Annotated in this window: 19 protein-coding genes; 6 read left to right on the top strand and 13 right to left on the bottom strand. The window is 63.8% G+C overall.

Features of this window, described 5'->3' with window-relative positions; genetic code table 11:
• The first annotated feature begins 22 nt into the window (after positions 1-22).
• Positions 23-235, top strand: a complete 213-nt coding sequence (locus BTO02_RS18665; RefSeq protein WP_075158283.1) for a DUF1059 domain-containing protein — start codon at positions 23-25, stop codon at positions 233-235.
• A 20-nt stretch (positions 236-255) separates the two neighbouring features.
• Here BTO02_RS18665 and BTO02_RS18660 read toward each other — a convergent pair whose 3' ends face one another.
• Together BTO02_RS18660 and BTO02_RS18655 are read right to left on the bottom strand one after the other, a co-directional pair.
• Complete coding sequence (locus BTO02_RS18660; RefSeq protein ID WP_075158282.1) at positions 256-1812, bottom strand: UxaA family hydrolase; 1557 nt, start codon at positions 1810-1812, stop codon at positions 256-258.
• Between the two features lie 299 nt (positions 1813-2111).
• Complete coding sequence (locus tag BTO02_RS18655; protein ID WP_075158281.1) at positions 2112-2432, bottom strand: DNA-binding protein; 321 nt, start codon at positions 2430-2432, stop codon at positions 2112-2114.
• Positions 2433-2876: 444 nt separating this feature from the next.
• Between BTO02_RS18655 and BTO02_RS18650 the strand changes: the two genes are divergently transcribed.
• Complete coding sequence (locus tag BTO02_RS18650) at positions 2877-3707, top strand: class I SAM-dependent methyltransferase (protein WP_075159001.1); 831 nt, start codon at positions 2877-2879, stop codon at positions 3705-3707.
• A 28-nt stretch (positions 3708-3735) separates the two neighbouring features.
• Here the strand turns inward: BTO02_RS18650 and BTO02_RS18645 are convergent, their stop codons facing one another.
• Together BTO02_RS18645 and BTO02_RS18640 are read right to left on the bottom strand one after the other, a co-directional pair.
• The gene (locus BTO02_RS18645) at positions 3736-4323 is read right to left on the bottom strand and encodes a DUF1415 domain-containing protein (RefSeq protein ID WP_075158280.1); all 588 of its coding nucleotides are present in this window, start codon (positions 4321-4323) and stop codon (positions 3736-3738) included.
• A 34-nt stretch (positions 4324-4357) separates the two neighbouring features.
• Positions 4358-5050, bottom strand: a complete 693-nt coding sequence (locus BTO02_RS18640; RefSeq protein ID WP_075158279.1) for a TetR/AcrR family transcriptional regulator — start codon at positions 5048-5050, stop codon at positions 4358-4360.
• 229 nt (positions 5051-5279) lie between these two features.
• On the opposite strand from BTO02_RS18640, the gene BTO02_RS18635 reads away from it, so the two are divergent.
• Together BTO02_RS18635 and BTO02_RS18630 are read left to right on the top strand one after the other, a co-directional pair.
• Positions 5280-6563 (top strand): MFS transporter, encoded by a 1284-nt coding sequence (locus BTO02_RS18635; protein ID WP_075158278.1) that lies wholly within the window; start codon positions 5280-5282, stop codon positions 6561-6563.
• Between the two features lie 162 nt (positions 6564-6725).
• On the top strand, positions 6726-7319 hold the full coding sequence (locus tag BTO02_RS18630) for a nitroreductase family protein (RefSeq protein WP_075159000.1): 594 nt from the start codon (positions 6726-6728) through the stop codon (positions 7317-7319).
• A gap of 75 nt (positions 7320-7394) precedes the next feature.
• Here the strand turns inward: BTO02_RS18630 and BTO02_RS18625 are convergent, their stop codons facing one another.
• Complete coding sequence (locus BTO02_RS18625; RefSeq protein WP_075158277.1) at positions 7395-8873, bottom strand: MFS transporter; 1479 nt, start codon at positions 8871-8873, stop codon at positions 7395-7397.
• 363 nt (positions 8874-9236) lie between these two features.
• Here BTO02_RS18625 and BTO02_RS18620 point away from each other — a divergent pair, with 363 nt between their 5' ends.
• Positions 9237-10487: an Hsp70 family protein gene (locus BTO02_RS18620; protein WP_075158276.1), complete on the top strand. Its 1251-nt coding sequence runs from the start codon at positions 9237-9239 to the stop codon at positions 10485-10487.
• A 159-nt stretch (positions 10488-10646) separates the two neighbouring features.
• Here BTO02_RS18620 and BTO02_RS18615 read toward each other — a convergent pair whose 3' ends face one another.
• On the bottom strand, positions 10647-10850 hold the full coding sequence (locus BTO02_RS18615) for a cold-shock protein (protein ID WP_075158275.1): 204 nt from the start codon (positions 10848-10850) through the stop codon (positions 10647-10649).
• A gap of 501 nt (positions 10851-11351) precedes the next feature.
• On the opposite strand from BTO02_RS18615, the gene BTO02_RS18610 reads away from it, so the two are divergent.
• Positions 11352-12944, top strand: coding sequence for an APC family permease (locus tag BTO02_RS18610; protein ID WP_075158274.1), 1593 nt, complete (start codon positions 11352-11354; stop codon positions 12942-12944).
• Positions 12945-13127: 183 nt separating this feature from the next.
• On the opposite strand, the gene BTO02_RS18605 is transcribed toward BTO02_RS18610, so the two are convergent.
• From BTO02_RS18605 to BTO02_RS18575, 7 genes are all read right to left on the bottom strand, one after another.
• Positions 13128-13913 (bottom strand): DODA-type extradiol aromatic ring-opening family dioxygenase, encoded by a 786-nt coding sequence (locus BTO02_RS18605; protein WP_075158273.1) that lies wholly within the window; start codon positions 13911-13913, stop codon positions 13128-13130.
• Between the two features lie 174 nt (positions 13914-14087).
• Positions 14088-14684, bottom strand: a complete 597-nt coding sequence (locus BTO02_RS18600; protein WP_075158272.1) for a UbiX family flavin prenyltransferase — start codon at positions 14682-14684, stop codon at positions 14088-14090.
• Between the two features lie 135 nt (positions 14685-14819).
• Positions 14820-15131, bottom strand: a complete 312-nt coding sequence (gene grxD / locus BTO02_RS18595) for a Grx4 family monothiol glutaredoxin (RefSeq protein ID WP_075158271.1) — start codon at positions 15129-15131, stop codon at positions 14820-14822.
• Positions 15132-15167: 36 nt separating this feature from the next.
• A complete protein-coding gene (prmC, locus tag BTO02_RS18590; RefSeq protein ID WP_075158270.1) occupies positions 15168-16127 on the bottom strand; it encodes a peptide chain release factor N(5)-glutamine methyltransferase in 960 nt (319 codons plus the stop codon).
• A 32-nt stretch (positions 16128-16159) separates the two neighbouring features.
• Positions 16160-17242: a peptide chain release factor 1 gene (prfA, locus tag BTO02_RS18585; protein ID WP_075158269.1), complete on the bottom strand. Its 1083-nt coding sequence runs from the start codon at positions 17240-17242 to the stop codon at positions 16160-16162.
• Positions 17243-17428: 186 nt separating this feature from the next.
• Complete coding sequence (gene hemA / locus BTO02_RS18580; RefSeq protein ID WP_075158268.1) at positions 17429-18715, bottom strand: glutamyl-tRNA reductase; 1287 nt, start codon at positions 18713-18715, stop codon at positions 17429-17431.
• Positions 18716-18759: 44 nt separating this feature from the next.
• The gene (locus BTO02_RS18575) at positions 18760-19512 is read right to left on the bottom strand and encodes a response regulator transcription factor (RefSeq protein ID WP_075158267.1); all 753 of its coding nucleotides are present in this window, start codon (positions 19510-19512) and stop codon (positions 18760-18762) included.
• Positions 19513-19741 lie beyond the last annotated feature (229 nt).

Raw genomic sequence — 19741 nt, 5'->3', positions numbered from 1 at the left:
CATTGATGTGAGGAGTACTGCCATGAGCCGCGTATTCATCGATTGTCGCGAATATCCGAGCGACATTGCATGTTCGGTCGCGTTATGCGCCGATTCGGAAAGCGAGTTGCTCGAAGCCGCCGTGCAGCACGCAGTCGCGGTGCACAACCACACGGACTCGCCCGAACTGCGCACGCAGCTGAAGACGATGTTCCACAACGGTACACCACCCGTCGAAACGGCACGCGCAGCGTGAGCGCGAAACCGGCGCGCGTCTCAGGTCACCACGCCCACTTGCCACGGCACGAACTCGTTCTGCCCATATCCGTGCAGCTCGCTTTTCGACCGAACGCCCGATGCGCAATCGAGCATCATCCGGAAAATCGCTGCGCCGAGTTCGTCGATCGATGCGGTGCCGTCGATCACGCCGCCGCAGTTGATGTCCATATCGTCCTGCTGCCGCTCCCACAGCGCCGTGTTGGTCGCGAGCTTCAGCGACGGCGACGGCGCGCAGCCGTAAGCGGAACCGCGGCCGGTGGTGAAGCAGATCAGATTCGCGCCCGACGCGACCTGACCGGTTGCCGACATCGGGTCGTAGCCGGGCGAATCCATGAACACGAAGCCTTTCGCGGTGATCGGCTGCGCGTATTCGTAGACATCGACGAGATTCGTCGTGCCGCCTTTTGCGACCGCGCCGAGCGATTTTTCGAGGATCGTCGTGAGGCCGCCCACCTTGTTGCCGGCCGACGGGTTGTTGTCGAGCGCGGCGTCGTTGCGCGCGCAGTAGTCCTGCCACCACGCGATGCGCGCGAGCAGCTTTTCGCCGACTTCGCGGCTTACCGCGCGCCGCGTCAGCAGGTGCTCGGCGCCGTAGACTTCGGGCGTCTCGGAGAGAATCGCGGTGCCGCCGTGCCGCACGAGGCGATCGACCGCGGCGCCGAGCGCGGGGTTGGCCGAAATGCCCGAATAGCCGTCGGACCCGCCGCATTGCAGCCCGACGTTCAGATACGACGCCGGCACCGGCTCGCGCGTGACGCGGTTCGCATCGCCGAGCATTTCGCGCACCATGGCGATGCCGCGCTCGATCGTCTTGCGCGTGCCGCCGCTGTCCTGAATCGTGAAGCTGCGCAGCTTCGGCTGATCGTCCTTGAGCCCGCCTGACTCGAGCACGCCACCGATCTGATTCGCTTCGCAGCCCAGGCCGACGAACAGCACCGAGGCGAAGTTCGGATGCGCGGCATAGCCGGCCAGCGTGCGGCGCAGAATCTTCATGCCTTCGCCGAGCGTGTCGATGCCGCAGCCGAGGCCATGCGTGAGTGCGATCACGCCGTCGACGTTCGGGTAGTCGGCGAGCGCCTGCGGATTCACGTCGCGCCGAAAGTAGTCGGCGATGGCGCGCGCAACGGTTGCCGAACAGTTGACGCTCGTCAGCACGCCGATGAAGTTACGTGTCGCCACGCGGCCATCCGCGCGTCGAATGCCCATGAAATGCGCGGGCTCGGCGGCGTAATCCGTTGCATGCACATCGATGCCGAACTCGTGTTCGCGCGCAAACTCCGCCATGCCGAGGTTATGCACGTGCACGTGCTGCCCGCGCGCGATCGCATCGCGCGCGACGCCGATGATCTGGTTGTAGCGCTTGACCGGCTCGCCTTTGGCAATCGCGCGCGCCGCGACCTTGTGGCCGGGCGGAACCAGCCCGGTGACGACGAGGTCTTCCGCGTCGATGCGCGTGCCGGGCACGAGCTGCCGGGTCGCGATGATCACATCGTCGTTCGGATGAAGGCGGATGGTGGAGTGAATGGATTGCGCAGCAACTGATTCAGTTGGCATGGGCTGGCCTCGGAACGGGGACGTTGGGCAGAGCGGCCTATCTTCGGGCTACCGCGCGGCGCCTCGAGCGAGGGGCGCGCGCACGCTTTTTTAGTGCAAACGACCAAAGAATAGCCGATTGCCGACGCCCTATGCGAGCGTGGCGAGAAGGCGCGACAGCCTTGTAAGCCGCGTAAAGCATGCGTGCCCTGGGTGCGCGTCGATGCGACGGCGCGCCTGATCGGGCGTCATCGCAGTACGGGTAGTCGCAGTGGGTGCGAGTTCGCGCCTTCGGTTTGCCGCGATTCGTTCGCGGCCAGTCAGCCAGGGTAGGCCTCGTCGACCTTCAACCCCGCAAGCTTGAAGATCACCCGCAGCGTTTGCGGTTTGATGTCGCGCCGGGACGCGAGCGTCGTCATCACGAAGTCGAGCACTTTGGCGTACTTCAGCATGATCAGGACCGTCTCGAGATCGACGCTGCCGTCTCGCATGACTTCAGCGAGGCGCAGCATCTCGACCGAGATATCGCGCGCCATTTCGAGCTCGAGCTGCTGTTTCTCGGTCCATTCCGGAGTCGTTGTCAGTTTCGCGAGCAGTTCCTGAAACTTCTGCTCCGCGTTTCCGTTGGGTGTCGTATCCATTGCCGCCTCTTCTGATCTGAGCGCGCTTACTGTGGGCAGTCGCGGCACGCTTCAGGTTAGGTTACGTCCGTCCCCGTCCTGTTACACATGGATCCATGCAGATCGCGCTGACGGGTACGACTTCCCCCGAAGTCGCCGGTTCACCGCATTGTTCGGGGCGGCCGGCAGCTTTGGTCGTTATTTCGCGCCGGCACGTCGGGCCTCGTGGTCCCGATGGCTTTACGCGCGTTGTGGCGCCCGGGCGTCACATTCGCATTGCACCGCCGATGCAGCGCCCGCATGGGGTCCAGCGCTGCATGAAGCGTTCCTACGTCCTGTTCGTGCACCGTTTTTAAACGCGGCGAACGGCGAAGCCCGCGGCGCTTTTCGGTAAACTGACAGCAACTTCTTCTTTTTTCCGTCGCCTGACGCACGTTTTTCATGCAATCGGTGGCACGCCAGTCGATGTCCGGTAAAAATTACGAGATCCGACCCGATCAATCCGTCGAGCTTCTAAAGGAGCTGCATATCCTCACGCGCGACGGCAAGATGAATCAGGACAGCCGTCGCAAGCTCAAGCAGGTCTATCACCTGTTTCAGTTCATCGAGCCGCTGCTCCAGGACGTGAAGGGAACGAACGGCTCGGTGTCGCTCGTCGATCACGGCGCGGGCAAGTCGTACCTTGGTTTTATCCTGTATGACCTTTTCTTCAAGGATCTGCGCGACAACTCGCACATCTTCGGCATCGAGACGCGCGAAGAACTTGTCGCGAAGTCGGAGGAACTGGCAAGGCGCCTTGGGTTTGGCGCAATGTCGTTTCTGAATCTGTCGGTGGCCGAGTCGATCGAGTCCGACCGGTTGCCGCCGACCGTCGATATCGTGACCGCGCTGCATGCATGCAACACCGCCACCGACGATGCGATCCGCTTCGCGCTCGAAAAACACGCGAAGTATGTCGTCGTGGTGCCGTGCTGCCAGGCGGAAATCGCGGGTGTGCTAAAGCGCAACAAGAGCAGGTCGCTCGGCAGCGCGCTGACCGAAATCTGGCGCCACCCGCTGCATACGCGTGAATTCGGCAGCCAGATCACCAATGTGCTGCGCTGCCTGCAACTCGAGGCGCATGGTTATCAGGTGAACGTCACTGAACTGGTCGGCTGGGAACACTCGATGAAAAACGAGCTGATCATCGCGCACTACAAAGACTTGCCGCGGCGCAAGCCCACCGAGCGGCTGCACGAAGTGATGGATACGTTCGGGCTCAACGAATTGCGCGAGCGGTTTTTCGTCGCCGCTTGAACGCGCGAGCGCGGCCGTGCCGTGCGAATCAGTCGGTATCGGTCTGCGCCGCCATCCATTGCTGCCAGCCTTGCTGGCCCAGCCGACGCAAGGTTTCCTGATTGCGCTCGTAGATGCCGGCAGCATCGGGAAACGCATCGACCGCGCGTTCGATGCTCGCTTCGCGCAGCAGATGCAGGATCGGATAAGGCGAGCGATTCGTATAGTTTTCGATGTCGTCCGGCTCGCTGCCTTCGAACTGATAGCACGGGTGGAAACTCGCGATCTGCAGCGTGCCTTCGAGACGCAGCGCCTTCAGCATCCGGTCCGCGAAATACAGGCAGTCGTTGTATTCGAGGAAATCGGCGAGCGCATGCGGAACAATCAGCAGGGTTGTATCGACGGCGGTAGGGGATGCGTTGGCCAGATTGCGCAACTCGCTTTCGAGGTCGGCCAGCACGCCTTCGATGTCCGCCGCATTGCTGACCGCATAGCGGATCTGGTCTTTCACATGCACCGCTTTGGCAAACGGACACAGATTGAGGCCGATTACCGCGCGCGTGAGCCAGTGGCGCGTCGCGGCAATGGTCGTCGCATCGTGTGAATCGGAGTCGGCGGGTGGCGAGGACGGCGGCATAGCAGGCACTGCGAGGGCCAGGACGGCGAAGCCGCTATTTTACCGGCGCGTCGGCGCACGCGGCCGCGATCAGTTGCGCGGCAACGGCCGGCGCCGCCGCGATCGGCCCGCAGCCCGGACCGTAGGTCTGACTTGCTGCATAGATGCCTTCGATCAGCAATGCGAGCGCGTCCGCGAGCGCCGCGGGCTCGCGCGCGCCCGCTTCTGCAGCCAGTTCATTGAGCCTCGCGACAAGCTTGGTCTTATTGCGGTTCACACATAGGCGGGCCGGGTGCGACGCGTCGGGGAACTCCGCCGATACATTGACGAAGGGGCAGCCCCGGTAGTCGGGTGAGGACGCGCGCTGCGCGAGGTCCGAAAAATAGTCGTTCAGCTGTTTGGCCGCATCGCCCGAATGCTTTGCAATGCGGCGCTCGAGGCGCTCGAAAAACTCGCGGTCGGCCTGTTCGAGCCATGCCACGACCAGGTCGTCCTTCGACGAAAACCGCCGATAGAGACTCATCTTGTTCACGCCCGCGCGCTCGACGACCGTATCGACGCCGACCGCGCGCACGCCTTCGCGGTAGAACAGTTCGGTTGCGGCGCGCAGCAACTGCTGTTGCGCTTCGCTCCCCGCGGTTTGCGACCGACGAGGCGTCGCGCGTGCGCCGCTTCGCGACGGCGGCTGTCCTTCGGCGCCAGCCGTCGACGCGTTCCGTGGCTTCTCAGCGTGTGATGAATCGTTCATGACAGTGTGCAAATACCGAATGAGTCGCCTTGACATGTTACTGACCGGTCACTACCATCGCAAGTCTGTTGTGACAGACCAGTCACAAATGATTCAAGTCTGACAAATTCAAAAGGTTCGGACGCATGGCACGGACCACCACCGATCGCGGATCACGACGGACGCTGACCATCGCGGCGGCGCGTGCACCCCTTTGCGCGGCGGCGTCCGTCGAAACGGAGAGCAACGGATGAACTGGGCTTCAAGACTCATCGGAGGGCGTTTTCACTACGGCTGGCTGGCGGTCGCCGTCGTGTTTCTCGTGCTGCTGGCGGCAGCCGGCACGCGTGCGACGCCGAGCGTGATGATGGTGCCGCTCGAGCACGAATTCGGCTGGAGCCGCGCGACGATCTCGCTCGCCATTTCGGTGAATATCGCGCTGTACGGGCTGACGGGTCCGTTCGCGGCGGCCGCGATGCAGCGCTTCGGTGTACGTCCCACGCTGCTCGCCGCGCTTGCTTTGATGGGAGCCGGCGTCGCGCTGTCGTCGATGATGACGGCCCCCTGGCAGATGGTGCTCGTATGGGGCGTGATGGTGGGCGGGTCGACCGGCGTCGCGGCGCTGACATTGTCGGCAACCGTCGTCAACCGCTGGTTTGCGAAGCGCCGCGGGCTCGTGATGGGCATCCTCACGGCCAGCTCGGCGACCGGGCAGCTCGTATTCCTGCCGATGCTGGCCGCCATCGCCGAGCACCATGGCTGGCGGCCGGTCGTATGGGTCGTCGCGCTCGCAGCCGGTGTCGTGCTGCCGCTCGTTGCGTTCCTGCTGCCCGAGCGTCCCGCCGATCTGACCTTGCGCCCGTACGGCGAGCCCGCTGATGCGCCGCTGAAAACCGACCAGTCGAAACAGAACCCGCTCGCGATCGCATTCGGCACGCTTGCGTTCGCGAGCAAAACGCGCGACTTCTGGCTGCTGTTCTTCAGCTTCTTTATTTGCGGCGCGAGCACGAACGGCTACATCGGCACGCATCTGATCGCGATGTGCGGCGACTACGGTCTCTCGGAAGTGCAGGGCGCTTCGCTGCTTGCCGCGATGGGTATCTTCGATCTCTTCGGTACGACGCTGTCGGGCTGGCTGTCCGATCGCTTCAACTCGCGCGTGCTGCTGTTCTGGTACTACGGCCTGCGCGGGTTGTCGCTCATCTACCTGCCGCATGCGTTTGGCATCGACTTCTTCGGCCTGCCGCTTTTCGCCGTGTTCTACGGCCTCGACTGGATTGCGACGGTGCCGCCCACCGTGCGCCTGGCAACCGATGTCTATGGCAAGGAGTCGGCGCCGGTCGTCTTCGGCTGGGTCGTGGCCGGACACCAGCTCGGTGCGGCATTTGCCGCGCTCGGCGCCGGGATGCTGCGCTCGAGTCTCGGCACCTACACGGTTGCCTCGATGATCTCAGGTGGCTTGTGCCTGATTGCCGCGGTGATCGTGCTGCGCATCAATCGTCGTCCGCGAGGGGCAGCGGTTCAAGCCGTCTGACGGACGTCGCGGCGCCATGCAGCCGCTGCTGTGTCGTAGTCGCCACTGCTTGCGCGTTCGCATGAGCGGATCGATCGCCGGTTTGGCGCTGGCGTTCCGGGTTATCCTATCCGGCCACTGCGCAATGATCGATCGTTCATGCACAACGACCGCGAGATGCACATGACCAAAAAAGTCGCTGCGACCGAAGTCCCCATTGAAGAATTGTTGGCGAGCCGCTGGAGTCCGCGCGCATTTTCGAACCAGCCGGTGAGCCGCGAGCATCTTCAGACTGTGCTCGAAGCGGCGCGCTGGGCGCCATCGGCATTCAACGGGCAGCCGTGGCGCTTTATCGTGTTCGATCGCGGTGTCGATGAAGTCGCGTTCAAGAAAGCATTCTCGACACTCGTGCCCTTCAATCAGGGGTGGAACGGCGCAGTGCCGGTGCTGATCGCCGTCACGGCGCATACGTTGACAAACAAGGGCAGCGTCAACCGTTGCGCGCCATATGACGCAGGCGCGGCGGCCATGGCGCTCGTCCTGCAGGCACACGCGCTTGGTCTCGCCGCGCATCAGATGAGCGGTTTCGACGTCGAGGCGTTCCGTCGCACGTTCGATATTCCCGACGACGTCGAAGTAATTTCGATGATCGCGCTCGGACACTTCGGCGAAGTCGACAAACTCGACCCGGTGCTGCGCGAACGCGAGAAATCGGTACGCACGCGCTTGCCGCTTACGGAGATTGCGTTCGCGGGAGCGTGGAAAAAGTCGTTCTAGCCGCGCAATGCGATAGCCGCAGATCGCGCCACGCACATCGCCTCCCACAACTCGCCTGACGGAGTCCGGGCCGCGTCAGTCATCTTCAACCGCGGACAACGGCGCCGCGACGCTTTCAAGCGAACGCCGCTCCGCGTCGACTCCCCATACCGCCGCAATCAGCGCCGCGGCCAGCATGAGCGTCGCACCGACGAGGTACCCGGAAAACACCTCGCCGCGTTGATGAGTATCGATCAGGCGTCCAAAGAACGCCGGCCCGACGATACCGCCTAGCGCGGTGCCGAACGCATAGAACACCGCGATCGCCAGCGCGCGGATTTCAAGCGGAAACGACTCGCTGACGGTCAGATATGCGGAGCTCGCCGCAGCCGAAGCGAAAAAGAAAATCACCATCCATGAGATTGTCTGCGTCGTGACCGTCAGCCAGTGCTGCTCGAACATGTAGCCGCTCACGGTCAGCAGCACGGCGGACAGGGCATAGGTCGTCGTGATCATCTTGCGCCGGCCGATCACGTCGAAGAGCCGCCCGAGCAGCAGCGGTCCGAGAAAGTTGCCGAGTGCGAAAGGCAGCAGGTACCAGCCGATATGATCGCCGGGCACGCCGTAAAAGTCGGTCAGCACGAGCGCATAGGTGAAGAAGATCGCGTTGTAGCAGAACGCCTGCGCCGTCATCAGCGACAGGCCGACGAGCGCGCGCTGCCGATGCCGCACGAATAGCGTGTCGAACACTTCGCGCAGTGTCGTGTGTTCGCGCGCGCGCAAGCGCAGGCGCTTCAGCGTTTCGGCGCCTTTCAGCTGGTGCCCTTCGTTGCGAAAGCGCGCTTCGATCTCCTCGACCACCGTACGTGCTTCATGCGCTTCGCCGTGCGTGAGCAGCCAGCGCGGACTCTCGGGAATCCACCTGCGCATCGGCAGGATCGCGAGCGCGAGCACCGCGCCGATCAGAAAGCACGCGCGCCACCCCCAGTCGGGCGGCATGAGCCCGGGGTCGAGCAGCACGAGCGAGCCTGCGGCGCCGAGTCCCGCGCCAACCCAAAACGTGCCGTTGATCGCAAGATCGGTCCAGCCGCGCACGCGTGCGGGCGTGAACTCCTGGATCGTCGAATTGATGGCCGTGTACTCGCCGCCGATGCCCGCGCCGGTCAGGAAGCGGAACAGCAGGAAAGTCGCGAGATTCCACGAGAACGCAGTCGCCGCCGTCGCGGCGAGATACAGCCCGAGCGTGACAAAGAACAGCTTGCGCCGCCCGAGACGATCGGTCAGCCAGCCGAAGCCGAGTGCGCCGAGCACGGCACCGGCGATATACGCGCTGCCCGCGAGGCCGATTTCCGCATTGTTGAAATGCAGCGACGGGCTCGATTTCAATGCGCTCGCCACCGCGCCGGCCAGTGTCACCTCGAGTCCGTCGAGCAGCCACGTGACGCCGAGCGCGAAGACGACCAGCGTGTGAAAGCGGCCCCACGGCAGACGGTCGAGCCGCGAAGGCAGGTCCGTCTCGATGATCGAAGACGATGCCGACTCTGCGCGTGCCGTTGCGGCGGGCGGTTCGGACATGGCGGCGAGGCTCCTTTTTCGTTAGGGGGCGGGGGCTGTCGGCGTGCGCCCGTTGGCACATAGTCTGGCAAGAAGACTGCGCGCGCTGCCGGTCAACGAGCGCAGCGCAAGCGAAGCCTTCTGCGTCCGGCGAACGGGTTTGCGCAAATTTCGTTCCGCGGCTCGCGATTGCTCGCGACGGCTTGCCGTGACCCGGCCGTTCGGTGCCGCACCCTGCGTCGACACACGCCGTGTTCGCGCGACGGGCACGCGAATCCGCATCACGGGTTGCCGCAGGTCTGCCTTTCGTGCTAAAAAGCCCGTCCCTTCTCTCGTTCGCGCGGGTGCGGGCGGCGCACCGCGCCGTCAGCCAGCGATGTCCTCATGACCTTTTGCGCGATTGACTTCGGTACGTCGAATTCGGCGGTCGCGGTGCCCGACAACGGCGCGCTGCGGCTCGCGCCGGTCGAAGGCGCGTACACGACACTGCCGACCGCGGTGTTCTTCAATACCGACGAAAACACCCGCGAATACGGGCGCGCCGCGCTCGAAGCGTACATCGATGGCTTCGACGGCCGCCTGATGCGCTCGATGAAAAGCATTCTCGGCTCGGCGCTCGCCGACAGCACGACCGAGCTCGGCGATGGCAGCGCGATCAAATACACGGACGTGATCGCGATCTTTCTCACGCATCTGAAGCGGCATGCGGAAGCGGGCGCCGGCGTCACGCTCGAGCGCGCGGTGCTCGGCCGCCCGGTGTTCTTCGTCGACGACGATCCGCGCGCCGACCGTCTCGCGCAGCAACAGCTCGAAGCCGCCGCACGCGCGGTCGGCTTTCGCGACATCGAGTTCCAGTATGAGCCGATCGCGGCCGCGTTCGACTACGAATCGCATCTGACGGAAGAGCAGCTCGTGCTGGTGGCCGATATCGGCGGCGGCACATCGGACTTTTCGCTCGTGCGCGTCGGGCCGCAGCGGATGGCGCGCATCGAGCGCAAGGACGACGTGCTCGCCCATCACGGCGTCCATGTCGCAGGCACCGATTTCGACCGGCGCGTCGAGCTGACGACGATCCTGACGGAGCTCGGCTACCGGGCCCTCGATCCCGAGGGCCGCGAGGTGCCGAACCGCATCTACTTCGATCTCGCGACGTGGCATCTGATCAATACCGTCTACGCGCCGAAGCGTGTCGGCGAACTCGCGCTGATCAGGCACCTGTACACGGAGACGTGTCATCACGACCGGCTGATGCGCGTCGTCGAGCGGCGTCTCGGACATGCGCTGGCCGCGTGCGCGGAAGAGGCGAAGATCGGTGTCGCGGCGGGCGGCGAGACGCTGATCGATCTGGAGATGGTCGAAGACGACCTGCGCGTGGCATTCGACGAAGCGCAACTGATCGAAGCGGGCAAGGAAGAAACGCGACGCATCGTTCAGGCGGCGCGCGATACGGTGCAGGTCGCGGGCGTCGCCGACCGCGACGTCGGTGCGCTGTATTTCACCGGCGGTTCGACGGGGCTAGCGTTTCTTTCCGGCGCGCTTTCCGCGGCGTTCCCTGGGGCGCGACCGGTGTTCGGCGACCGGCTTGCCAGTGTGGCCACGGGTCTCGGCATCCACGCGCAACGCGTGTTCAGCTGACCGGAAATCGCGCGCGTCGGGCGTTGTCTGCCCGCGCAGCCGCCTAACGGGTACTCCTCCCGCGCCAAACGACAGACAATAGCTGCCGACAAATGCAAAAAACCCCGCTTATGCGGGGTTTTTCTTGGTATTCCTGGGGTCTCCCCCAAGACATACAGCTTAGGCCGGCTTGATGTTAGCGGCTTGCTTGCCCTTCGGGCCCGTCTTCACTTCAAACGTGACCTTCTGGTTTTCCTGGAGCGTCTTGAAGCCTTCGATGCGGATTTCAGAGAAATGCGCGAACAGATCTTCGCCGCCGCCGTCCGGGGTGATAAAGCCAAAGCCCTTAGCGTCATTGAACCACTTGACGGTACCGGTTTCCATATTACTTTTTCCTAAAAGAGGTAAATAAGGCCGAAGCCTGTAGGGGGTGCACGAAAATCAAGGAAGGGGTAATAGGACCAGCCGGAGTACCGCTGATGGGCGAACCAACCAAAAGACCAATTCACTCGCCACTTGAAATCCTGCCCGATCTTTATACGGTCATTTCGAGAGAAGGTCAATAGTGTCCCCGTCTTCTTCACAGGCATTAACGCTTTATGCCAGAAACTGTATTTACAAAGCTTGCAAATCGCGCGAGTTTTTTGTATGAACGAACCGATTTTTCGTATTCAACGGCAGGTGCAACCGTTACACTACGCGCCTCGTTGACGGTTGCACCCATCGCATCGCGTCATTGACAGTTGTCTGCGCAGTTGTCCTTGACGTTGTCCTTGACGTTGTCCTGGCCGGGTGGCCCGAAGCGTGCGTAACGTGGGCGGCGGCCGGTGCTCAATCTGTGGTCGGCGCGGTCCTTCGATACGGTCTCAAAGATCAGGAGAAGACGTGACAAGTTCTATTCAACGGAAGATCGGCCCGATCGCGCTGCTGCTGACCGGCCTCGGTTCGATCATCGGGTCCGGGTGGCTGTTCGGCGCCTGGAAGGCGGCAAAAATTGCAGGGCCGGCAGCGATTTGTGCATGGGTGATCGGCGCGGTGGTGATACTCGCGATCGCGCTCACCTATGCGGAACTCGGCGCCATGTTGCCCGAGTCGGGCGGTATGGTGCGCTACGCGCGCTATTCACACGGCGCACTCGTCGGATTCATCAGCGCGTGGGCGAACTGGATCGCGATTGTGTCGGTGATCCCGATCGAGGCCGAGGCGTCGATCCAGTACATGAGCACGTGGCCTTACCCTTGGGCGCATGCGCTCTTCGTCGACGGATCGCTGACGACAAACGGGTTATTGCTGTCCGCCGCGCTCGTGATCGTCTATTTCCTGTTGAACTACTGGGGCGTGAAGCTGTTCGCGCACGCGAACTCTGCGATCACCGTCTTCAAGTTCATCATCCCTGGCGCGACGATTCTCGGTCTCCTGCTGACCGGTTTTCATCGCGAGAACTTCGGCGAGGCGGGCACGTTTGCGCCGTACGGCTGGTCGGCGGTGCTCACCGCCGTGGCGACGAGCGGCATCGTCTTCGCATTCAACGGGTTCCAGAGCCCCGTCAATCTCGCGGGCGAAGCGCGCAATCCCGCGAAGAGCGTGCCGTTCGCGGTGATCGGTTCGATCCTGCTTGCGCTCGTGATCTACGTGTTGCTGCAGATCGCCTACATCGGCGCGGTCAATCCGGCCGATGTGATGAAGGGCTGGAGTCACTTCACGTTTGCGTCGCCGTTCGCGGAACTGGCGATCGCGCTGAACCTGAACTGGCTCGCCATTCTTCTCTATGTCGACGCGTTCGTGAGCCCGAGCGGCACCGGCACGACGTATATGGCCACCACCACGCGAATGATCTACGCAATGGAGCGCAATAACACGCTGCCGAAGATGTTCGGCGTCGTGCATCCGCTCTACGGCGTGCCGCGTATGGCCATGTGGTTCAACCTGCTCGTGTCGTTTATCTTCCTGTTCTTCTTCCGCGGCTGGAGTTCGCTCGCGGCGGTGATTTCGGTCGCGACGGTCATCTCGTATCTGACGGGCCCGATCAGTCTGATGGCGCTGCGCCGTACCGCAACTGACCTCGAGCGTCCGCTGCAGATCGCCGGCATGAAGGTGATCGCACCGTTCGCATTTGTCTGCGCGTCGCTGATCCTGTATTGGGCGAAATGGCCGCTGACCGGCGAAATCATCCTGCTGATGATCGTCGCGCTGCCTGTGTACTTCTACTATCAGGCGAAGGCCGGCTTTGCAGGCTGGGGCCGCGATCTGAAGGCTGCGTGGTGGCTCGTGGCCTACCTGCCGACGATGGCGGTGCTGTCGCTGATCGGCAGCAAGCAGTTCGGCGGTCTCGACGTGCTGCCATACGGGTGGGACATGGTCGTCGTGATTGTCTGCGCGCTGGTGTTTTATTACTGGGGTGTGCATACCGGTTACCGCACCGAATATCTGGCCGAGCGCGAATCGCATGATGAGATTCTCGAGGGGGTCGGCGCATAGGGTGGGGTTGCCAGGCGCTCGAAATCGACTGCCGGCGCGAGGCTTGCGCGGGCAACGTGAAAAGCCCGTTCGACGATGCTTCGCATCTCGGACGGGCTTTTTGTCTGGCGATCTTGGAAGCCAGTTTCACGGCGAGAGCGGCACCGCGCGACTTCTGCAAACCTCCGAAGCCGTTAGCAAACCTCAGGCATCGGTGAACACGTAGTTCGTCATCGCGAGCACGCGCTGATAGGTGCCGAGCGGCTGGATCTGCATCTGATAATCGTCGGCGGCGGCGCCTAGCGCGGCGAATACCGGCAGCAGGTGTTCGTCGGTCGGGTGCATCGATACCGCGTGCGGCGCGTGGCGTCGATAGTCGAGCAGCGCGTCGATATCGCGTGCGGCGAGACGCGCTTCGAACCAGTCGGTGAACTCCGTTACGCGCGGGTCGGCGTCTTCCGCGCGAGCCGAAAAGTCCGCTTCGCGCAGGTTGTGCGTGATCTGTCCGGAGCCGATCACCATCACGCCATCGTCGCGCAGCGCGCGCAATGCGCGCCCGACGCGGAAGTGGTGGCCGGGATCGAGGCGGGGCTGGATCGACAATTGTGCGACCGGGATGTCGGCGGACGGGAACATCAGCAGCATCGGCACCCACGCGCCATGGTCGAGCCCGTGCGGTTCGCTCGACGTGGCAATACCGGCGGCGTCGAGCAGTTCCGCCGCGTGGCGCGCGACATCGGGCGCGCCGGGCGCCGGATACCGGATGTCGTAGAGCTGGCGCGGGAAGCCGTGGAAGTCGTGGATCGTCTCCGGCTTGCTGGCGGTGCTCGCGACCGGCTTCGCAGTCATCCAGTGCGCGGACAGCATCAGAATCGCTTTCGGGCGCGGCAATGTGGCCGACAGCGAGGCAAATTCGGCGGACGGCAGCGACGGGTCGATCGGCAGCGTCGGCGCGCCGTGGGAAAGGAATAGCGTCGGCAGGCGGGTCATGGCGGCATCGGTCGCGGATTGGCGCGACGGGAGTGGGTTTCGATGCATCGACTCTATAGATGCACCGGCGTTTGATAAACGGGCTAAAGCGGAATTAATTGCGTCGTCAGCGTTGTGAATTGCCGCCGACTGAAGTTAGTTCGGTTGTTGGTTCAAGGGCGCCGGAATCTGAATCTATTCGTTTGCGCCCAACCCTTCCCACGCCGGCGCGAGCGACGGCCCGAGCGAAAGCAGATCGACGACGCGCGCCACCGTGTGGTCGACCATCTCATCAAGCGAAGCGGGCTTGCTGTAAAACGCCGGCACGGGCGGAAACACGATGCCGCCCATCTCGGTGACGGCCGTCATATTGCGCAGATGCACAAGGTTCAGCGGCGTTTCGCGCACCATCAGCACGAGGCGGCGGCGTTCTTTCAAGGTGACGTCGGCGGCGCGGCAAATGAGGTTGTCGCAGAGGCCGTGCGCGATGCTCGCGAGTGTCTTCATCGAGCACGGTGCGACGATCATGCCGTGCGTCGTGAACGAACCCGATGCGACGCTTGCGCCGATATCGCGCACCGAATGGACGACGTCCGCGAGCCGGTGCACGTCTTCTTTCGTCAATTGAAGTTCGTGATGAATATTGAGCCATCCGGCGCTGGACACGAGCAGATGGCTTTCGACACCGCCAATCCGGCGCAGCGCGTGCAGCAGCCGGATGCCGTAAATCGCGCCTGATGCGCCGGTGATTGCAACGATCACGCGGCGTGGTACGGCAATGCGTGTGTCCATGAAGTGCCTCGCAACCGGCAGGCTATCAGGCAGCTATTGGGCGGCCGCGGCGGGGTACCCGTGCAGGTGGCCATGCGGCCGACGCCCAAGGCGGCCCGCAGGCGTCGCGGGCCCTTGTTCCGCTGATGCGTTTCGTTAAGCCGCGGTAAACAACTGCTGGAGTTCGCCCGACTGGTACATCTCCATCATGATGTCCGAGCCGCCGACGAATTCGCCCTTCACGTAGAGCTGCGGGATGGTCGGCCAGTTCGAGAATGCCTTGATGCCCTGGCGGACCTCGTCGTCTTCGAGCACGTTGACGGTCTTGAACTCGTCGACGCCGCATGCCTTCAGGATCTGCACCGCGCGGCCCGAGAAGCCGCACATCGGAAACTGCGCGTTGCCCTTCATGAAGAGCACGACGGCGTTTTCGTCGACGATCTGCTTGATGCGTTGTTGCGTATCCATGACTGACCTTGCGATTCGGGAAATGAGTGGGGTTGACTACAAATGATAGCGGATTTCGTCAGGACGAGCCGACGGTGCCGACGGCGGCCGCTCGCCGCCGCTGATGCGTTCGATGCCGGCCAGATCGCATACGGAGCGCACGTCGTGGAACCCATGCGCGGCAAGCAGCGCGCGCACGGCCGCGGCCTGATCGTAGCCATGCTCGATCCACAGCGCGCCGCGCGCGGCGAGCCATGCGGGCGCCTCCGTCACGATCGAACGTATCGCGGATAAGCCATCGGCTTCGTCCGTCAGCGCGCCGCGCGGCTCGAAGCGCAGATCGCCTTGCGCGAGATGCGGATCGTCGCCGGCGATATACGGCGGATTGCTGACGATCGCATCGAAGCGCAGCGGCGGGGCGTCAGGCGAGCCGCCGGGTGGCCCTTCGCGCAGGGCGTCGAGCGGTGCGTACCAGTCGCCATGCAGCAAGGTCAGCGCGCCGCCGGGGCGTTGTGCATCGAGCAGACGTGCCGCATTGCGCGCGGCGACCTGCAACGCATCAATCGACCGGTCGACCGCCCACACCTGCGCATCGGGCCGCGCGGACGCGATCGCGACCGCAATCGCGCCGGTTCCCGTGCCGAGATCGAGCACACGCGGGCGTGTGCGGTTGGCGATGACGTGGAGCGCGGTTTCGACCAGCAGTTCGGTCTCCGGCCGCGGAATCAGCACATGCGGCGTGACTTCGAATTCGAGTCCGTAGAACTCGCGCGCGCCGACCAGTTGCGCGACCGGCTCGCCCGCGACGCGCCGCGCTTCGAGCCGATACCAGAGCGCGACCTGCGCAGCATCGAGCGGTTCTTCGGCGCGCGTGATCAGTTCGGTCCGCCGCCAGCCCAGAGCATGCCCGAGCAGAATGCGCGCCTCGAGCGCCGGCAGCGACGACGCGCGAAGCAGCGCGGCAACCGTGGCCGGTTCCGATTCGCCGGATACTCTGCCGGACCTTTCGTCGCTCATTTTTCTGCTCGTCTCGCCGGTCGTTCCGCCGCTTATTCCGCGTCCCCGAGCGACGCGAGCAACTCGGCCTGATGCTCGCTGACGAGCGCGGCGATCAGCTCGTCGAGATCGCCCTCCATGATCGCTTCGAGCCGATACAGCGTCAGGTTGATGCGGTGATCGGTGAGCCGCCCTTGCGGGAAGTTGTAGGTGCGGATGCGCTCCGAGCGGTCGCCCGAACCGATCAGGCTCTTGCGCGTGGCCGCTTCCTTCGCGTGCTGCTCGTGGTATTGCTTGTCCTTGATGCGCGCCGCGAGCACTTTGAGCGCGCGGTCCTTGTTCTTGTGCTGCGAGCGATCGTCCTGGCACTCGACGACGATACCCGTCGGCAAGTGCGTGACGCGCACGGCCGAGTCCGTTTTGTTGATGTGCTGGCCGCCGGCACCCGACGCGCGGAACGTATCGATGCGCAGATCGGACGGATTGATCTCGACTTCGCCGATTTCATCGGCTTCCGGCATGACCGCGACCGTGCACGCGGACGTATGGATGCGGCCTTGCGTTTCGGTGGCCGGCACGCGCTGCACGCGATGTCCGCCCGATTCGAACTTGAGCTTCGAGTAAGCCGCCTCGCCCGCAATGCGCACGATCACTTCCTTATAGCCGCCGAGGTCCGATTCGCTTGCCGACATCATTTCGACCTGCCAGCGATTACGCTCCGCATAGCGCAGATACATGCGCAGCAAATCGCCCGCGAACAGCGCCGACTCGTCGCCGCCCGTGCCCGCGCGGATTTCGAGGAAGATATTGCGCTCGTCGTTCGGGTCTTTCGGCAGCAGCATGCGCTGCAATTCCGCCTCGAGCTGCTCCATCCGCTCGCGCGCCGCGCGGTTTTCTTCTTCGGCGAATTCCTTCATCGACGGATCCGACATCAGTTCCTGCGCGGTCGCCGCATCGTTGACGGCCCGGCGCCACAGCGCGTAATGCTCGACTACGGGTCCGAGCTCCGCATGCTCGCGCGTGAGCTTGCGGTATTGATCGAGATTCGCGGTGACGTCCGCGCGGCTCAACAGGTCATTCAGTTCGGCCAGCCGTGTCGTGAGCTGGTCGAGCTTGCTTTGCATGCTCGTTTTCATCGGATTTTCGTTGCGCTCCGGAGCGGGGCTCCGGAAGCGATAGCCAGAATTCGGGAAGCGGGCGGCCTGTACCACGGAACTGCAAACAGGCACTACGGCCGCGGGCCGGGGCGCCGCGCACGTTCCGGAAAGCGCCAGTTGCTGCTGGCTGCCCGGAGCGCCGACGCTCGATGTGCGTTAGCGCAGCTAACGCTCGGGCGTGTGATTGTGTTTGTAGAAGCCGCTCATCAGTTCAATGAGGGTGGCGCGGTTGTCGCTGTTCGCGCGGTTCAACGCATGCGTCGGACCGTGGATCAACTTGTTCGTGATGGATTGCGACAGCGCTTCGAGCACGACGGCCGGATCGTCGCCGCGCGCGAGCATCTTGAGCGCTTTATCGACTTCGGCGCGGCGCAGCGCGTCCGCTTGCGTATGCATATGGCGAATGACCGGCACGATGCTGCGCGCGTCGAGCCACTGCATGAAGTTCTGCACGCGCGTTTCGATGATCGCCTCGGCCTGCGCGACGGCCGCCTGACGCGACGCATTGCCTTCGCGGACGATCGCGCCGAGATCGTCGACGGTGTACAGGAACACGTCTTCGAGCAAGCCGACTTCCGGCTCGATGTCGCGCGGCACAGCGAGATCGACCATGAAAATCGGGCGGTGACGGCGCGCCTTGACCGCGCGCTCGACTGCGCCCAGGCCGATGATAGGCAGCGTCGACGCCGTGCACGACACGATGATGTCGAATTCGTGCATGCGCGTGGGCAGCTCGGCAAGCTGAATCGCGCGGCCGTTGAAACGTTCGGCGAGGCGCTCGCCGCGCTCGGCGGTACGGTTCGCGATCACGAGTTCACGCGGCTGTTGCGCGGCGAAGTGCGTCGCGCACAGCTCGATCATTTCGCCGGCGCCGATAAAAAGCACGCGCTGGTTCGATACCTTGTCGAAAATGCGCTGCGCGAGCCGCACGGCCGCAGCGGCCATCGATACCGACTGCGCACCGATTTCGGTCGTGCTGCGCACTTCCTTCGCCACGGCGAACGTGCGCTGGAACAGCTGGTTCAGATACGTGCCGAGCGCGCCGGCCTCGGATGCCGTGCGCACCGCGTCCTTCATCTGACCGACGATCTGGGTTTCACCGAGCACCATCGAATCGAGCCCCGATGCGACGCGAAACGCGTGGCGCACGGCTTCCGACTGCGGCAGCGCGTAGACATGCGGTGCGAGTTCGTCGACCGGGAGGTTGTGGTACATCGACAGCCATCGGATCGCGGCTTCGCGGGCCGCGTGGTCGTCGGTGGCGCAGTAGAGTTCGGTGCGGTTGCAGGTGGAGAGGATCGCGGCTTCAGGCGCGTTGGGCGCCGCGCGGCCGAGCCACAGCGCCTTGAACGCGTCGAGCGCAGGCTTGATCTGTTCGAGCGGAAACGCCACGCGTTCGCGCAGGGCGACTGGCGCAGTGTGGTGATTGATTCCGATCGTTAAAAGCTGCATAAATGGGGACAGCCCGGCAACTGGGGCTATGGTTTAGCCCCATATTATAGCGTTTCCACGATTGTTTCAGTCCGGGGCGGCTCGTCCCCGTCCCCGTCGCCGTTGCCGTCTGCGGCGGAGACCGGGTCGAGCCGGTAGCCGTAGCCGTACAACGGCGTCAACGCGTAGCCGCGCTCGGGCCGCAATTCGAGCTTCGCGCGGATGCGCGAGGCATGCGTGTCGAGCGTGCGCGACTTGATGTCGCGGCGGCCCCAGACCGTTTCAAGTATCTGGGCGCGCGAAACGGGCCGCGACATATTGGAAAACAGCAGAAGCGCGAAGCGCAGTTCCTTCGGTGTCATCGGAATGACCTGACCCCGACAGACGACGAGCGAGCGTCCGCCGTCGAACGCATATTCGCCGAACGTCTCGCGCGCGCGGTTGCGCGGCCGGCGAAAGCCCGCGCGGCGAATCAGCGCATCGACGCGGGCGAGCATTTCGGGGCCACGCACCGGCTTCGCGACGCAGTCGTCGGCGCCCGCGTGCAGCGCCGCGACGAGTTCGCTTTCGCGCGGCGCTTTCATCGTGACGATGATGGGCAGGCCCGGCAGCACCTCGCGCGCGAGCGCGATGACGTCTTCGGCGCAGCGGTCGCCGGCCCAGACTTCGGTGACGAGAAGATCGAAGAAAAGCTGCCGGGCGCTGCAGAGGAACGGCTCGCTCGCGCTGAAGTGCTGGCACGCGTGGCCTGCGGCGAGCAGCAGGCGGGTGACGAGTGCCGCGTGGCGAAGGTCCGGCTCGATGAGGGCGATTCGCATGGGGACGCGTTGCAGACCGGCGCCTTAAGCTTGTGAGCGAGGGGGCGAGCGCGTAGGCGTGGTGGCTTGCCTAACGTTATTCCCGCCCCTAAACTCAACCGCTACCCATCGCCGCGCGACTGCTGGCGAACCGCCGATGAACAGCGGCGCAGATAAGCGCCGTGCTGACCTTCTGGTTAATGAGAGAAAAAATGCTAACTATCGTCGGCGTGCCGGCAAATGGGACAAA

It is taken from the genome of Paraburkholderia sp. SOS3 (genome assembly GCF_001922345.1).
In the GTDB taxonomy this organism is placed as follows: domain Bacteria; phylum Pseudomonadota; class Gammaproteobacteria; order Burkholderiales; family Burkholderiaceae; genus Paraburkholderia.
The sequence above is the reverse complement of the archived record's forward strand: the minus strand, read 5'-3'. Positions and strand labels throughout refer to the sequence as shown.

Excerpts from the sequence above, each read along its gene's own strand:
- BTO02_RS18665 (WP_075158283.1), top strand. The coding sequence starts at position 23 with ATGAGCCGCGTATTCATCGATTGTCGCGAATATCCGAGCGACATTGCA.
- BTO02_RS18660 (WP_075158282.1), bottom strand. The coding sequence starts at position 1,812 with ATGCCAACTGAATCAGTTGCTGCGCAATCCATTCACTCCACCATCCGC.
- BTO02_RS18655 (WP_075158281.1), bottom strand. The coding sequence starts at position 2,432 with ATGGATACGACACCCAACGGAAACGCGGAGCAGAAGTTTCAGGAACTG.
- BTO02_RS18650 (WP_075159001.1), top strand. The coding sequence starts at position 2,877 with ATGTCCGGTAAAAATTACGAGATCCGACCCGATCAATCCGTCGAGCTT.
- BTO02_RS18645 (WP_075158280.1), bottom strand. The coding sequence starts at position 4,323 with ATGCCGCCGTCCTCGCCACCCGCCGACTCCGATTCACACGATGCGACG.
- BTO02_RS18640 (WP_075158279.1), bottom strand. The coding sequence starts at position 5,050 with ATGAACGATTCATCACACGCTGAGAAGCCACGGAACGCGTCGACGGCT.
- BTO02_RS18635 (WP_075158278.1), top strand. The coding sequence starts at position 5,280 with ATGAACTGGGCTTCAAGACTCATCGGAGGGCGTTTTCACTACGGCTGG.
- BTO02_RS18630 (WP_075159000.1), top strand. The coding sequence starts at position 6,726 with ATGACCAAAAAAGTCGCTGCGACCGAAGTCCCCATTGAAGAATTGTTG.
- BTO02_RS18625 (WP_075158277.1), bottom strand. The coding sequence starts at position 8,873 with ATGTCCGAACCGCCCGCCGCAACGGCACGCGCAGAGTCGGCATCGTCT.
- BTO02_RS18620 (WP_075158276.1), top strand. The coding sequence starts at position 9,237 with ATGACCTTTTGCGCGATTGACTTCGGTACGTCGAATTCGGCGGTCGCG.
- BTO02_RS18615 (WP_075158275.1), bottom strand. The coding sequence starts at position 10,850 with ATGGAAACCGGTACCGTCAAGTGGTTCAATGACGCTAAGGGCTTTGGC.
- BTO02_RS18605 (WP_075158273.1), bottom strand. The coding sequence starts at position 13,913 with ATGACCCGCCTGCCGACGCTATTCCTTTCCCACGGCGCGCCGACGCTG.
- BTO02_RS18600 (WP_075158272.1), bottom strand. The coding sequence starts at position 14,684 with ATGGACACACGCATTGCCGTACCACGCCGCGTGATCGTTGCAATCACC.
- grxD (WP_075158271.1), bottom strand. The coding sequence starts at position 15,131 with ATGGATACGCAACAACGCATCAAGCAGATCGTCGACGAAAACGCCGTC.
- prmC (WP_075158270.1), bottom strand. The coding sequence starts at position 16,127 with ATGAGCGACGAAAGGTCCGGCAGAGTATCCGGCGAATCGGAACCGGCC.
- prfA (WP_075158269.1), bottom strand. The coding sequence starts at position 17,242 with ATGAAAACGAGCATGCAAAGCAAGCTCGACCAGCTCACGACACGGCTG.
- hemA (WP_075158268.1), bottom strand. The coding sequence starts at position 18,715 with ATGCAGCTTTTAACGATCGGAATCAATCACCACACTGCGCCAGTCGCC.
- BTO02_RS18575 (WP_075158267.1), bottom strand. The coding sequence starts at position 19,512 with ATGCGAATCGCCCTCATCGAGCCGGACCTTCGCCACGCGGCACTCGTC.